This is a genomic window from Actinokineospora diospyrosa (genome assembly GCF_024171925.1).
In the GTDB taxonomy this organism is placed as follows: Bacteria; Actinomycetota; Actinomycetes; order Mycobacteriales; family Pseudonocardiaceae; genus Actinokineospora; species Actinokineospora diospyrosa.
The window spans coordinates 380,433-395,080 of sequence record NZ_JAMTCO010000002.1 but is presented as its reverse complement, the minus strand read 5'-3'; the positions used below and the strand labels follow the sequence as shown (position 1 = coordinate 395,080).

Annotated in this window: 11 protein-coding genes; 2 read left to right on the top strand and 9 right to left on the bottom strand. The window is 71.2% G+C overall.

What is annotated here, in order from left to right; translation table 11 throughout:
* Positions 1–2 precede the first annotated feature (2 nt).
* Together LV75_RS04295 and LV75_RS04290 are read left to right on the top strand one after the other, a co-directional pair.
* On the top strand, positions 3–1,421 hold the full coding sequence (locus tag LV75_RS04295) for a sensor histidine kinase (protein WP_253885292.1): 1,419 nt from the start codon (positions 3–5) through the stop codon (positions 1,419–1,421).
* Between the two features lie 123 nt (positions 1,422–1,544).
* Positions 1,545–3,158, top strand: coding sequence for a methyl-accepting chemotaxis protein (locus LV75_RS04290; protein ID WP_253885291.1), 1,614 nt, complete (start codon positions 1,545–1,547; stop codon positions 3,156–3,158).
* Between the two features lie 1,041 nt (positions 3,159–4,199).
* Here the strand turns inward: LV75_RS04290 and LV75_RS04285 are convergent.
* The 9 genes from LV75_RS04285 to uvrC all read right to left on the bottom strand — a co-directional run bounded on the left by LV75_RS04285 (position 4,200) and on the right by uvrC (position 14,613).
* Positions 4,200–4,541 carry an RNA polymerase-binding protein RbpA gene (locus LV75_RS04285; RefSeq protein WP_026316873.1) on the bottom strand — a complete coding sequence of 114 codons (342 nt, stop codon included), beginning with the start codon at positions 4,539–4,541 and terminating at the stop codon, positions 4,200–4,202.
* A gap of 87 nt (positions 4,542–4,628) precedes the next feature.
* Positions 4,629–4,862 carry a preprotein translocase subunit SecG gene (gene secG / locus LV75_RS04280; protein ID WP_204454681.1) on the bottom strand — a complete coding sequence of 78 codons (234 nt, stop codon included), beginning with the start codon at positions 4,860–4,862 and terminating at the stop codon, positions 4,629–4,631.
* Positions 4,863–5,062: 200 nt separating this feature from the next.
* Positions 5,063–5,848 (bottom strand): triose-phosphate isomerase, encoded by a 786-nt coding sequence (tpiA, locus tag LV75_RS04275; RefSeq protein WP_253885290.1) that lies wholly within the window; start codon positions 5,846–5,848, stop codon positions 5,063–5,065.
* A complete protein-coding gene (locus tag LV75_RS04270; protein WP_253885289.1) occupies positions 5,848–7,035 on the bottom strand; it encodes a phosphoglycerate kinase in 1,188 nt (395 codons plus the stop codon). Before LV75_RS04270 ends, tpiA begins: the two co-directional genes overlap by 1 nt.
* Before the next feature lie 11 nt (positions 7,036–7,046).
* Positions 7,047–8,051 (bottom strand): type I glyceraldehyde-3-phosphate dehydrogenase, encoded by a 1,005-nt coding sequence (gap, locus tag LV75_RS04265; RefSeq protein WP_253885288.1) that lies wholly within the window; start codon positions 8,049–8,051, stop codon positions 7,047–7,049.
* A 1,511-nt stretch (positions 8,052–9,562) separates the two neighbouring features.
* Complete coding sequence (gene whiA / locus LV75_RS04260) at positions 9,563–10,549, bottom strand: DNA-binding protein WhiA (protein WP_253885287.1); 987 nt, start codon at positions 10,547–10,549, stop codon at positions 9,563–9,565.
* Positions 10,550–10,613: 64 nt separating this feature from the next.
* On the bottom strand, positions 10,614–11,561 hold the full coding sequence (locus LV75_RS04255) for a gluconeogenesis factor YvcK family protein (protein ID WP_253885474.1): 948 nt from the start codon (positions 11,559–11,561) through the stop codon (positions 10,614–10,616).
* Between the two features lie 44 nt (positions 11,562–11,605).
* Positions 11,606–12,490 (bottom strand): RNase adapter RapZ, encoded by an 885-nt coding sequence (gene rapZ / locus LV75_RS04250; protein ID WP_253885286.1) that lies wholly within the window; start codon positions 12,488–12,490, stop codon positions 11,606–11,608.
* Positions 12,487–14,613 (bottom strand): excinuclease ABC subunit UvrC, encoded by a 2,127-nt coding sequence (uvrC, locus tag LV75_RS04245; protein WP_253885285.1) that lies wholly within the window; start codon positions 14,611–14,613, stop codon positions 12,487–12,489. The genes rapZ and uvrC overlap by 4 nt, the downstream gene beginning before the upstream one ends.
* Between the last annotated feature and the right edge of the window lie 35 nt (positions 14,614–14,648).

The window sequence follows — 14,648 nt, the reverse complement described above, 5'->3', positions numbered from 1 at the left end:
CCATGCCACAGCGCCAGCGCGGGCAGGCCCAGGACCGGGAGAATGGTAGCGCCCGCGAGCGCGTGCCGACCCAGCGCGCGGCCGGGCACGACAGCCATCCGCGTGGAGCGCCGCGCCCCGAGCCGGGGGACGTGGCTGGAGCGGACCCCAGTCCCGGCCCGGGAGGAGGTGCGGCGCTGGTCACCCCCATGCTGACACCGGAGGGTGTCGGCCGCGACGAGGCGGCCGAGGTGGGCGCGCGGCCGGTCCCGCCGAGGTCGCGGCGCGCGGTGTCCACGCTGTTCCGGTTGCCCGGGTTGCGGCTGCCGCGCAGGCTGGCCGCGCTGCGCGAGCGCAGGCGGGTCCGCGAGCTGGGTTCCGACGCGCTGGCCCTGCTGGTGGCCTCGCTGGACGTGTGGCTGGTCGTGCCGCCGGACGTGCAGACCTACTCGCTGTGGCTGTCCTGGTTGGCGGTGCCCGCGGTGCTGCTGCGCAGGCACCTGCCCTTCGTCGCGGTGCTGATCACCATCCCCGGGTTCTTCGCGGGCTGGGCCCAGCTGGCGGCGATGATCACCCTCTGCGCGCTGGCCAGGCGGAACCTGGTGAGCTGGCGGACGGCGGCTGGCGCGGTGCTGGTCGGGCTGAGCAGGTTCGTGCTGTGGCCGTGGGCGGAGTTCCTGACGCTGACCTGGCGCCAGCACCTCTCCGACGCGATCTACGGCGTGCTGGTGGCCGGTATGCCGGTGGCGATCGGGCTGCTGATCGCGGTGCGCCACGAGCTGTCCAGCCGGATCCGGGAGCTGGCCCGCAGCCGGGAGCGGGAGAAGCTGCTGCACGCGGCGACGGTGCGCTCGGCGGAGCGGGCGAAGCTGGCCAGGGAGATGCACGACGTGGTCTCCCACCAGGTGACGCTGATCGCGATGCAGGCGGGCGCGATGCAGGTCGACGTGCGCGACCAGGCGACCAGGGAGGCGGCGGAGACGATCCGGTCGCTGAGCACCCGCACCCTGGAGGAGCTGCGCGAGCTGGTCGGGGTGCTGCGCTCGGGGGTGGACGACGACGAGGCCCAGCCGGGGCTGGAGGACCTCGCCGACCTGGTCCAGGACCCGGACGTGCGGTTGCTGGTGGACGCCTGCCCGGCCGGGCTGCCCGGCGCGGTGTCGCGGGCGGCGTACCGGACGGTGCAGGAGGCGCTGACCAACGTGCGCAAGCACGCCGCGGGCTCACGGGCCTCGGTTCGCATCTTGGCCGAGCCGCACGCGCTGGTCGTCGAGATCACCAACGACCCGCCGCGGCGGCGGCAGCTGGGCACCCTGCCCTCGGGCGGTCACGGGCTGCTCGGCCTGCGCGAACGCGCCGGTCTGCTGGGTGGCAGCCTCGACGCGGGGCCGACCGCGGACGGCGGGTTCGAGGTTCGCGCGCGGTACCCGCTGGCGGGCTGACCCGGCCCGATAGCGCAATCGGGGCATCCCGGTTGTTTCGCCTCAAGTGTGCCGAGCACCCGCCGAAGGGCCGGTCGATCTCGACCTGACCCGCGGGTGACCGCGTGAGTGGAACGGTGGCACATGCTGAAGCGAATCTCGGACCTGCGGGTCGGTGTGCGGGTCGGCGCGGCGATGGCCGTGTTGCTGGTACTGCTGTGCGCGCTGGCGACGGTGGCGGTGTCCGGTCTGGAGCGCGAGCGCGCCTCGGCCGAGGAGATCGCCCGGTCCCGGCAGCTCACCCAGCTGGCGATGCAGGTGAAGTTCCGCTCCGGCGACTTCAACGGCTGGCAGACCGCCTACGCCTTCGACGTCATGCGCGGGGTGGAGGGCGCGACCGCGGACACCGCGAGCGCCCGCGCCGCGTTCCTGGCCTCGGCCGCCTCCTTCCGCAAGGAGCTCGCCGCGCTCGCCGCGCTCGGCCTCGACGGCGAACAGGCGACCGAGGTCAAGGCCATCACCGACCTGTTCGGCACCTTCATGGACCTCGACGAGGAGATCGTCACCGACTACCGCTCCGCCGACCCGGCGCTGGTCGCCAAGGCCAACGAGCTGGTCGCGGTGCAGGAGATCGAGAACTTCAACAAGATCGCCGAGAAGATCGACCTGCTGGTCGAGGACGTGGAGGCCGAGTCCGCCGCCGCGATCGCCCTCGCCGAGACCCGCGCCGACGAGGCCACGCTGACCACGATCCTGCTCGCCGCCGCCGCGTTCCTCGCCGGTTTCGGGTTGACCGTGCTGCTGGTCCGCTCGATCACCAAGCCGCTGAGCAGGCTGCGCGCGGGCCTGGCCGGGATCGCCGGTGGCGACCTGACCCAGCGCATCGAGCAGGGCCGCGCCGACGAGCTCGGCGAGGTCGCCCAGGGCTTCAACCTGCTGGCCGAGCGCACCCAGGAGCTCATCGGCCGGGTCGCCGCCCGCGCCGAGGAGGTCGCCGGGGCGTCCAACGAGCTGTCCACGGTCAGCGGCATGCTCGCCGAGACCGCCGGGGACACCAGCACCGAGGCCAACTCGATCAACGAGACCGCCACCGAGGTGTCCACCATGGTCACCGCGATGGCCAGCGCCTCGGAGCAGATGCGCGCCGCGATCGACGAGATCACCCAGAACGCCAGCCGCGCCGCCGACGTCGCCACCGACGGCGTCCGCGACACCGAGACCGCCAACCAGGCCGTCGCCGCCCTCGGCGAGGCCACCGCCGAGATCGGCACCGTGGTGAAGCTGATCAGCTCCATCGCCGAGCAGACCAACCTGCTGGCCCTCAACGCCACCATCGAGGCCGCCCGAGCGGGCGAGTCCGGCAAGGGCTTCGCCGTCGTGGCGGGCGAGGTCAAGGAACTGGCCCAGCAGACCGCGACCGCCACCGAGGACATCACCCGCCGGATCAAGGCCATCGAGCAGGGCAGCGCGGAGGCCACCTCCGCCATCCACCAGATCGGCCAGGTCGTCAGCTCGATCTGCGACACCCAGACGGTCATCGCGGCAGCGGTGGAGGAGCAGACCGCCACCACCGCGGAGATGAGCCGCAACGTGCACGAGACGGCCAACGCCGTGGTCCAGATCGGCACCGGCATCGCGGGCCTGGCCAGCGCCACCGAGGACACCAGCTCGGCCGCCACCGCGGCCAAGCGCACCGCGGAGACGCTGAGCGAGGCTTCGGCAGACCTGCGGACCTTGATCAGCGCGTTCCGGTACTGAGGTTTGTGGCAGCGGCTCCGCGTCCTTGGGCGCGGGGCCGCTGTTCTTTTTGGGGTTATCCACAACTGGGCTGCTTGTCCACAGGGCGCTTTTTCTGCTGCTGCTCTGTCGTTCTCCGTCGGTAAGCTGTATATCGGGGGGTCTTTGTGGTGGATGATCTTGCTTTGGCGAGTTATCCACAACCGGTTTGGTTGTCCACTGGGCGTGTTTGTTGGTTCTGTTCGGTCGGGCTCCGTCGGTAGGCTGTAATATCGGGGGCTCTTGATTCAGCTGATCTTGGCGGGGGCTGTTGCGGTGGCTCGGTTCCGGTTGTCCACAGGCTGCTGCTTGGCGCTCCCGGTTTGTCGGTGCCGCGCGGTAAGCTGTGTATTTGGGGGCTTTCGATCAGGTTGATCTTGACGTAGGCCGGGGTTGGGAGTGCGGAGCAAGGGATTCGGGCCTCCGCCTTCGGCTCCGGTAAACGGCTCGCCTTCGGCATTGCATCTGATCCGCGACAATGCGGAAAGCTCGATGGGGCGAACTTGTTTTGCGCGGGGCCCCTACGACACCCGTGGCAGGACCGCACAGCAGGGGCCGAAAAGCCTGGCCCTGTCGGTTACCGACGCTACGGGTGCCGTCCCCCCACGCAAAACAAGTCCGCCCCATCGAGCCGGCCTGGCACCAGCGACTCCGACTGTCCAGGCGCTGGGTAGGTGGGCTGGGGCGGACCTGACGGAAGGCCAGTTGGCACCGCCGGGTCCGAGTGTCCGGGGGCTGGCACTGTGGGTCGGGGCGGACCTGGCGGGAAGTGGGATGGCACCGTTGGGTCCGCTCGCTCTGTACTGATCCCACTCATGCCGGTCACCTCTGCCCAGACCGCCCGGGCGACCCCGCGCTCCTGGAGGTTGCTGGCGCTGGCGACCAGCGTCTAGGGAGTGGTGCTGCGGCCGGGAGTAGAGGGATGGGTCGCCAGGGGCGTTTGTGGGGTGAAACTGGGCTGCGAAAGACTGCGACCCCACGTCCGGGTGGACGTGGGGTCGCAGGGGGTCTTGCTGGGGTACCTCAGCCTTCGCGCTTGGCGCGCAGCTTGGCGAGCGCTTCGGCGAGGATGGCCTCGCCGTCGGCGTCGGAGCGGCGTTCCTTGACGTAGGCGAGGTGGGTTTTGTAGGGCTCGTTGCGGGGCGCCTTGGGGGGCGCCTGCTCGTCGAGACCGGCGGGGAGACCGCAGCGCGGGCAGTCCCAGGACTCTGGCTTCTCCGCGTCCAGCGCGAACGACGGACGTGACTCGTGTCCGTTGGCGCACCAGTAGGACACTCGCTGCCGAGGCGCGGATTCCCCGCGCTCGGACTCTCCCATAGGACCAGCACCGACCCGGGTACCCCGGATCGCGTTACCACCGGCCATTGATGTTCACACCCCCACCACGTGGTCGGACGCGGGGCTCGGCCGCGTCCTTTTTGTCCTGATGGCCTGCGACCAGCACCGGGCGGATCAGCTGATCTTCACCAGCAGGCCGAGGCCGATGACGCAGATGATCCACACCGCGCCGACGAACAGCGTGACCCGGTCGAGGTTCTTCTCCACCACACTCGAGCCGGACAGACTGGACTGCATACCACCGCCGAACAGCGAGGACAGACCGCCACCGCGGCCCCGGTGCAGCAGCACCAGCAAGATCAGCAGAAGGCTGGAGACGATCAGAGCGATCTGCAGCGTCAGAATCATCGGGTCCTCGCGGTCGTGTGGTTGAGGCCTCAGATTACCCGGTGACTCCCCCGGGTTCGACCACCGCCCCGACGTGGCGTGCCGACGTCGTTACCAGAATAGCCGAAGATCGCATCCGCACGTGCACGTGCACGGCCGCCGGGAATGCGCCAGGGCGCCGGGAAACACGGTTCCCGGCGCCCTGACCTGGTAGAACACCGCTACGGGAGTGGTCCGCCCGCGGCCATGGCGCACAGTTTCGTGAACTCGTCGGCCTGCAGGCTCGCGCCGCCGACCAGGGCACCATCGATGTCGTCCTGCGCCACCAGCTCGCCGATGTTGCCGGATTTCACCGAACCGCCGTAGAGCACGCGGACGGTTCCGGCGACCTCGTCGCCGTACTTCTCGGTGAGGGCGGCGCGCAGCGCGGCGCAGACCTCCTGCGCGTCCGCCGCGGTGGCGACCTTGCCGGTGCCGATCGCCCAGACGGGTTCGTAGGCGATGACGACCTTGGCCACCTGCTCGGCCTTGAGGCCCTTGAGGCCCGCGATGAGCTGGGCGACGCAGTGCTCGACGTGGCCGCCTTCCTCGCGGACCGCCAACTGCTCGCCCAGGCACAGGATCGGCGTGATGCCGTGCTTGAGCGCCGCCTTGACCTTGGTGTTGACCAGCTCGTCGGTCTCGGCGTGGTACTCGCGCCGCTCGGAGTGCCCCACGGTGACGTAGGTGCAGCCCAGCTTGGCCAGCATCGGGCCGGACACCTCGCCGGTGTAGGCGCCGGAGTCGTAGCGGGAGATGTCCTGGGCGCCGTAGCGCAGCAGGAGCTTGTCGCCGTCGACCATGGTCTGGATCGACCGGATGTCGGTGAACGGCGGCAGCACCGCCACCTCGACCTTGGCGTAGTACTTCTCCGGGAGGGAGAAGGCGATCTTCTGCACCAGGGCGATGGCCTCGAGGTGGTTGAGGTTCATCTTCCAGTTGCCCGCGATCAGCACCTGCCTGGCCATCAGCCCTCCAAGACGGAAACGCCGGGCAGGTCCTTGCCCTCGAGGAACTCCAAGGACGCACCCCCGCCGGTGGAGATGTGCGAGAAGCCGTCCTCGGGGAGCCCGAGCAGCCGGACCGCTGCGGCCGAGTCGCCGCCGCCGACCACGGAGAACGCCGACGAGTCCACGATCGCCTGGGCGACGCCGCGGGTGCCCTCGGCGAACGGGGCGAGCTCGAAGACGCCCATCGGGCCGTTCCAGAACACCGTGCCCGCGCCCGCGATGACCTCGCTGTAGCGCTCGACGGTGATCGGGCCGACGTCCAGGCCCTTCCAGCCCTCGCGGATGTTGGCCGCGAGCACGGTGTGGGTGTTCGCCTCGGCGGAGAACGCGTCGGCGATGACCACGTCGGCGGGCAGCAGGATCTTCTCCGGGTGCTCGGCGAGCAGCCGCTTGCAGGTGTCGATCATCTCGGCCTCCAGCAGCGAGTCGCCGACCCCGAGGCCCTCGGCCGCGAGGAAGGTGAAGCACATGCCGCCGCCGACCAGGATCGCGTCGACCTTGGGCAGCAGGGACTCGATGACGGCGAGCTTGTCGGAGACCTTCGAGCCGCCGAGCGCCACCACGTACGGGCGGGCGGGGTCGCCGGTGAGCTTGCGCAGCACCTCGACCTCGGCGAGCACCAGGCCACCGGCGTAGGCCGGGAGCTTGGTGGCGACCTCGTAGACCGAGGCCTGCTTGCGGTGCACCACGCCGAAGCCGTCGGAGACGAAGGCATCGGCCAGGGCGGCGAACTCGCCTGCGAGCGCGTCCCGCTCGGCGGCGTCCTTGCTGGTCTCGCGCGGGTCGAACCGCACGTTCTCCAGCAGGGCGACCTCGCCGTCGGCCAGACCGGCGACGGTGGCCTTGGCGGACTCGCCGACCACGTCCGCGGCCAGCGCGACCGGGCGGCCGAGCAGCTCACCGAGGCGCGCGGCGACCGGGGCGAGGGAGAACTTGGCCTCGGGGGCGCCCTTGGGGCGACCCAGGTGCGCGGCCACGACCACCCGGGCGCCCGCCTCGGCGAGGCGGGTGAGGGTGGGCAGCGACGCGCGGACCCGGCCGTCGTCGGTGATCGTCTCGCCGTCGAGCGGGACGTTGAGGTCGGCGCGCACGAGCACGCGCCGACCGGTCACGCCCTCGGCGAGCAGGTCGTCGAGAGTCTTCAAGCCGGGACCCCTCAGAGCTTCGAGGCGACGAGCGCGGTCAGGTCGGCGAGGCGGTTGGAGTAGCCCCACTCGTTGTCGTACCAGCCGACGACCTTGACCAGGTTGCCGCTGACCTTGGTCAGCGGCGCGTCGTAGATGCACGACGCCGGGTCGGTGACGATGTCGGCGGAGACGATCGGGTCGGTGTTGTAGCGCAGGATGCCCTTGAGCGGGCCCTCGGCCGCGGCCTGGTAGGCGGCCTGGACCTCGTCGAGGGTGACCTCGCGGCCCAGGGTGACGGTCAGGTCGGTCGCCGAGCCGGTCGGCACCGGGACGCGCAGCGCGTAGCCGTCGAGCTTGCCGTTGAGGTCGGGCAGCACCAGGCCGATCGCCTTCGCGGCGCCGGTCGAGGTGGGCACTATGTTGAGCGCGGCGGCCCGGGCCCTGCGCAGGTCGCTGTGCGGGGCGTCCTGCAGGTTCTGGTCCTGGGTGTAGGCGTGGATGGTGGTCATCAGACCGCGCTCGATGGTGAACGCGTCGTGCAGCACCTTGGCCAGCGGGGCCAGGCAGTTGGTGGTGCAGGAGGCGTTGGAGATCACCGTCTGCGAGCCGTCGTACTGGCCCTCGTTCGCGCCGAGCACGACGGTGAGGTCCTCACCCTTGGCTGGCGCGGAGATGATGACCTTCTTGGCGCCACCCTCGTCGACGTGCTTGCGGGCGTCGGCGGCCTTGGTGAAGAACCCGGTGGACTCGACGACGACGTCGACGCCCAGGTCCTTCCAGGGCAGCTTGCCCGGGTCGCGCTCGGCGAGCGCCTTGATGGTGGTGTCGCCGACCTTGATGCCCTCGGCCGTCACCGACACGTCCTGCGGCAACCGGCCCAGGATGCTGTCGTACTTGAGCAGGTGGGCCATGGTCGCGACGTCACCGAGGTCGTTGAAGGCCACGATCTCGATGTCGTGGTCGCTCGCCTGCACGGCGCGCCAGAAGTTGCGACCGATCCGACCGAAACCATTGACACCTACGCGAACCGTCACCTGGGTCTCCTCGTTTCTGCGACTGGTTGGCCGAGCCGAAGCGGGCCCGGCGGAAACATCCGCCCTCCCTGGGAACCCTAGCGTTCACCTGGACGCGCGCAGGTCAGGAGGTCAGCGGTCTCTCTTTATCGAATCAGACCACGCGGCCTGGGACAACTGTTCGACGAACGGATAGTTGGACGGCACAGCAGTGCGGGGCTGTGACCGAATCGCCTGTATCGGAACCGGTTCCGATGGGGGTGGGGTGGTCTGCGGGGGCGCTGTGCGGCTTGAGGAGCTGTCTGGTCTGGGGTGCTGTCTGGTCTGGGGTGCTGTCTGGTCTGGGGTGCCGTTCTGTCTGGAGCGCTGTTCGGCCTGGAGCGCTGTTCGGCATGAGGGGCTGCTGGCTGGTCTGGGTGCCGCCTGGCCTCGGCGGGGGCTGCGGGCTGGGCAGTTGGTGAGGCGCCTCTGGGTGAGGTGTCTGGGTGAACTGACTGCGGATGAGTTGTCCACAATGCCTTTGACTGTCCACAGGCTCCGTTCGCTGCTCCTGTTTTGTCGGCGCCGCTCGGTAGGCTGTATATCGGGGGCTCTCGTGGTAGATGATCTTGGCAGGGGCGGTTGTTGTTGTTGTTTGTCCCCAACGGTTCCAGCTGTCCACAGGCTCCGGTTGCTGGCCCTGTTTTGTCGGCGCTGCGCGGTAAGCTGTGTATTTGGGGGCTTTCGATCAGGTTGATCTTGACGTCAGCCGTTGCCGGGAGTGCGGGGCAAGGGATTCGGGCCTCCGCCTTCGGCTCCGGTAGCCGCCTCGTCGCCTGGCGGCAACATCGGCGGAGATCCGCGACAATGCGACGAGCTCGATGGGGCGAACTTGTTGTGCGTGGGGCCCCTACAACACCCGAGGCAGAACCGCAAAGCAGGGGCCCAAAAGCAGGCCCTGCCGCGCGGAAACGCTACGGGTGTTGTCCCCCCACGCAAAACAAGTCCGCCCCATCGAGCAGTTGGCACCAGCGAGTCCGACTGTCCAGGCGCTGAGCAGGTGGGTCGGGGCGGACCTGACGGGGGGCGAGTTGGCACCGACGGGTCCGAGTGTCCAGTGGCTGGCACTGTGGGTTGGGGCGGACCTGACGGGGCGCAGGCTGGCACCGACGGGTCCGAGTGTCCACGGGCTGGCACTGTGGGGCAGAGCGGGCCTGACGGAGGGCGGCCTGGCATCGCTGGGTCCGAGTGTCCAGGTGCTGATCAGGTGGGGTTGGGGCGGGACCTGACGGAAGGCTGGCTGGCACCGGCGACTCCGAGGAGCGCGGGGTGCTCAAGCGAGCGGCTTCCGGATGTCCGGGGCTGGTGGGTAAAGCAGTGGCGTGGAGTCCGCCAGCCCCCACGCCGGGCGGACTCCACGCCACTTCCCCCCACGGGTGCCCCTCCCCCAAGCGGCACCCGCGCTCCCGGGAGTCAGGAGGCGGGGGGAAGCGGTTCAGATACGGGGCGAGACCCAGATCACAACGGTTGTTGGTGGGTTGTCCACAGGCCGGTCAGGCGTCGGCTTCGAGCATGTCGGGGGTGACGGCCGATTCGGTGTCGGGCAGGCCGAGGTCCTTGGCGCGTTTGTCGGCCATGGCCAGGAGGCGGCGGATGCGGCCCGCGACGGCGTCCTTGGTCATGGGGGGGTCGGAGAGTTGGCCGAGTTCCTCGAGGGACGCCTGCTTGTTCTGGAGGCGGAGTTCACCCGCGGCGGTGAGGTGTTCGGGGGCGTCCGGGCCGAGGATCTCCATGGCTCGTTGGACGCGGGCGGCGGCGGCGACCGCGGCGCGGGCGGAGCGGCGGAGGTTGGCGTCGTCGAAGTTGGCCAGGCGGTTGGCAGTGGCGCGGACCTCGCGGCGCATGCGGCGCTCTTCCCAGGCGAGCACGCTGGAGTGCGCGCCGAGGCGGGTCAGCAGGGCGCCGATGGCGTCGCCGTCGCGCACGACCACGCGGTCGGCGCCGCGGACCTCGCGGGACTTCGCGGCGATGCCCATCCGGCGGGCGGCGCCGACGATGGCGAGGGCGGCCTCGGGGCCGGGGCAGGTGATCTCCAGCGCCGAGGAGCGGCCGGGCTCGGTGAGCGAGCCGTGCGCCAGGAACGCGCCGCGCCAGGCGGCCTCGGCGTCGCACACGCCGCCGGAGACGACGGGGGCGGGCAGGCCGCGGACCGGGCGGCCGCGGGGGTCGAGCAGGCCGGTCTGGCGGGCCAGGCCGTCGCCGTCCTTGACCACCCGGACCACGTACCTGGTGCCCTTGCGCAGGCCGCCGGAGGTGATCACGTGGATGTCGGCGTGGTGGCCGTAGAGCTCGTGGATCTCCTTGCGCAGGCGCCGCGCGGCGGAGCCGGTGTCCAGTTCGGCCTCCACCACGACCCGGCCCGCCACGATGTGCAGGCCCCCGGCGAAGCGCAGCAGCGAGGAGACCTCGGCGCGGCGGCAACAGGTCTTGGCCACGGCCAGCCTGCTGAGCTCGTCCTTGACAGCGGCGGTCATCGCCACGGGGTCCTCCTCTCCCGGCCCCGGTTCGGGCGCCGGTACATCCCACCACGAGCGCCGGGCGGGTTCAGCGCGCCCTCACCGAGGTGATCGCCCGGCGCAGGCTGGCGGCCAGGGCCACCGGGTCGTGCCGGTCGGGGCGGGCCGGGGCGGCGACCGAGTCCAGCCACATGTCCGCGCCGAGCACCGAGGCCGCACGTCGGAGCCGGTCCGGGGTGGGCACGGAGTCGGCGTCGGCGATGACCGCGTCGACCCGCAGCCGGGGCGCGTGCTCGCAGAGTACGTCGAGGTGGCGCTCCGGGGAGAACCCCGCGGTTTCCCCCGGTTGGGGGACCAGGTTCAGCACAACGACCCTGGCGGCGGCCGTGTCGACCAGCGCCTCGTGCAGTTCGGGCACCAGCAGGTGCGGCAGCACGCTGGTGAACCAGGACCCCGGGCCGAGCAGCACCACGTCGGCGCCGCGCACGGCGGCGACGGCCTGCGGGCAGGCGGCGGGCGGCTCGGTCTTGCGGTTGGTGTTGTGCAGCCGGATCCGGCGGACCCGCCCCGGCGTGGTGGCCACGGCGACCTGGCCGCGGATGCGCCGGACCGTGTCCGGGTCCTCCTCCAGGCCGGTGACCTCGGCCTCGATGTCGAGCGGGTCGGTCGACATGGGCAGCACCCGACCGGTGACGCCCATCAGCTTGGCGGCCTGGGCGAGCACCTCGACCGGGTCGCCGATGACCTCCAGCAGCCCGGCGAGCACCAGGTTGCCGATCGCGTGCCCGGCCAGGGCGCCGGTGCCGCCGAAGCGGTGCTCGAACACCCGTGGCCACGGGCCGTCGTCCCCGGCGAGCGCGGTCAGGGCCTTGCGCAGGTCGCCGGGCGGGAGCAGGCCGAGCTCGCGGCGCAGCCGACCGGAGGACCCGCCGTCGTCGGCGACGGTGACCACGGCGGTGACGTCGTCGGTGATCAGCCGCAGCGCGCTGAGCGTGACGTGCAGGCCGCGGCCGCCGCCGAGGGCGACCACGCGCAGCGGCCTGCCCGCTGCCCCGGTGACCTCGCTGTGGGGCGCCGCCGTCACTCGCGCCCCAGATCGCGGTGCACGACCTTGACCGCCATGCCGTCCTCGTCGGCCAGCCGCCTGGCCAGCTCCTCGGAGATCGCCACGCTGCGGTGCTTGCCGCCGGTGCAGCCGATGGCCAGCGTCAGGTACCGCTTGCCCTCGCGCCGGTAGCCCGCGCCGATGAGCCGCAGCAGCTCGTGGTAGCGGTCGAGGAACTCGTCGGCGCCCTCCTGGCTGAGCACGTAGTTGCGCACGTCGGAGTCGCGGCCGGTCTGGTCCTTGAGCTCCGGGATCCAGAACGGGTTGGGCAGGAACCGCACGTCCATCACCAGGTCGGCGTCCATCGGCAGGCCGTACTTGTAGCCGAAGGACAGCACGGTGACCCGGGTGGTCGCCGCGGCGTCGGAGCCGAACGCGTCCTCGATCTTGGCCCGCAGCTGGTGCACCGACAGGGTGGAGGTGTCCAGGACCAGGTCGGCCTCCTCGCGCAGCGGGCGCAGCAGCTCGCGCTCGGCGCCGATGCCGTCGATGAGCCTGCCCTCGCCCTGCATCGGGTGGCCGCGGCGGACGTGCTCGAACCGGCGGACCAGCACGTCGGTGGTGGCCTCCAGGAACAGCACCCGGGGTCGGTAGCCCTTCGCGTCGAGGTCCTTGATGATCGCCGAGAGGTCCTCGGTGAAGGCGCGGCTGCGCACGTCCATCACCACCGCGACCTTGGTGATCACGCCGCGGGCCTGGGCGCCGAGCTCGACCATGGTGGAGATCAGTTCCGGCGGCAGGTTGTCCACGACGAACCAGCCGAGGTCCTCGAGGCACTTGGCCGCGGTGCTGCGGCCCGCCCCGGACAGGCCGGTGACGACGGCGACCTCGATGCCGGGGCCGGGGGTTTCGGTGCTCACTGCTGTTGGTCCTCTGCCTTCGTGGGCGCGGCGGTCTCGCCCGCCAGCGCGCTGTGCACTGCCTTGGCGGTGGCCACCCCGATACCGGGCACCCCGCTGATCTCGTCGATGCTGGCCGCCCGCAGCCGCTTCAGCGAGCCGAAGTGCTTGATCAGCACCGCCTTGCGGCCCTGACCGAGGCCGGGGATGTCGTCGAGCGCGGAGGCGCTGAGCTTCTTGGACCGCTTCTGCCGGTGGTAGCCGATGGCGAACCGGTGCGCCTCGTCGCGCACCCGCTGCAGCAGGTACAGCGCCTCGCTGGTGCGCGGCAGGATGGCGGGCTCGGGGTCGGCGGGCAGCCAGACCTCCTCCAGCCGCTTGGCCAGGCCGATCACCGCGACGTCGGTGACGCCCAGGTCGGCGAGCACGTCGGCGGCGGCGTTGGCCTGCGGGCCCGCGCCGTCGACGACCAGCAGGTTGGGCGGGTAGGCGAACCGCTTGGGCCTGCCGGTCTCCGGGTCGATCCCGGGCCGGGGGTTGGGGACCTCGACCCGCGGGACCCCGTCCTCGGCGGCGGGCTCAACCGTGCCGTCCACGGCAACACCGTCCGGTGCCGGGCTGTCCTGGGCCGTGTCGTCCGAGGTCGTGTGATCCGAGATCGGGGTGTCCGGGAGCAGGGCGTCCGGGGTCGGGTCGAGCGGGCCGGGGTCGTCGTCGGGGCGGTCGGCGCGGTGCTTGGCGAACCGGCGGCGGACGACCTCGGCGATCGAGGCGACGTCGCCCTCGGTGGCCGCCTCGCGGATGGCGAACCGGCGGTACTCGGACTTGCGGGCCAGCCCGTCCTCGAAGACGACCAGCGAGGCGACCACGTCGCTGCCCTGGATGTGGGAGATGTCGACGCACTCGATGCGCAGCGGCGCGGTGTCCAGGCCCAGCGCGTCCTGCAGCTCCTGCAGCGCGGCCGAGCGGGCGGTCAGGTCACCGGCGCGGCGCAGCTTGTGCTGGGTGAACGCCTCCTTGGCGTTGCGCTCGACGGTCTCCATCAGCGCCCGCTTGTCGCCGCGCTGCGGCACCCGCAGCGCCACCTTGGACCCGCGGGTGCCGCTGAGCCAGTCGGTGATCGCCTCGGCGTCCTCGGGCAGCTCGGGGACCAGGATCTCGCGCGGGACGGGGTTGCTCTCGTCGGCCAGCTCGGCCTGGTCGCCGTAGAACTGGGACAGGAACCGGTCGACCAGGTTCGCCACCGGGGACTGCTGGTCGCCGTCGTCGAGCCGGTCGATCACCCAGCCGCGCTGGCCGCGGACCCGGCCGCCGCGCACGTGGAAGACCTGGACGGCGGCCTCGAGCTCGTCGAAGGCGAAGGCGACCACGTCGGCGTCGGTGCCGTCGCCGAGGACCACGGCCTGCTTCTCCAGCGCCCGCCGCAGCGCCCCGATGTCGTCGCGCAACCGGGCGGCCCGCTCGAACTCCAGCTCCTGGGAGGCGGCGGCCATGTCCTTCTCCAGCCGCTTGACCATGGCGTCGGTCTTGCCGGAGAGGAAGTCGCAGAAGTCGCCGACGATCACCCGGTGCTCGGCCTCGTCGACCTTGCCGACGCAGGGGGCCGAGCACTTGTCGATGTAGCCGAGCAGGCAGGGGCGCCCGATCTGGCCGTGCCGCTTGAACACGCCCTTGGAGCAGGTGCGCGCGGGGAACACGCGCAGCAGCAGGTCCAGGGTCTCGCGGATCGCCCAGGCGTGCGCGTACGGGCCGAAGTAGCGCACGCCCTTGCGCCGGGGGCCGCGGTAGACGTGCAGCCGGGGGTACTCCTCGTTGAGGGTGACCGCCAGCACGGGGTAGGACTTGTCGTCGCGGTAGCGGACGTTGAACCGCGGGTCGAACTCCTTGATCCAGTTGTACTCGAGCTGCAGCGCCTCGACCTCGGTGGACACCACGGTCCACTCGACGCCGCCCGCGGTGGTCACCATCTGCCTGGTGCGCGGGTGCAGCGAGGCGATGTCGGCGAAGTAGGAGTTCAGCCTGCTGCGCAGGCTCTTCGCCTTGCCGACGTAGATGACCCGGCCGCCGGGATCGCGGAACTTGTAGACCCCGGGCGCGTCCGGGATCGTCCCGGGCGACGGTCGGTAGGTGGTCGGGTCAGGCACGGGACAACCCTACGGCTGCCCACCGACAGTCGGCT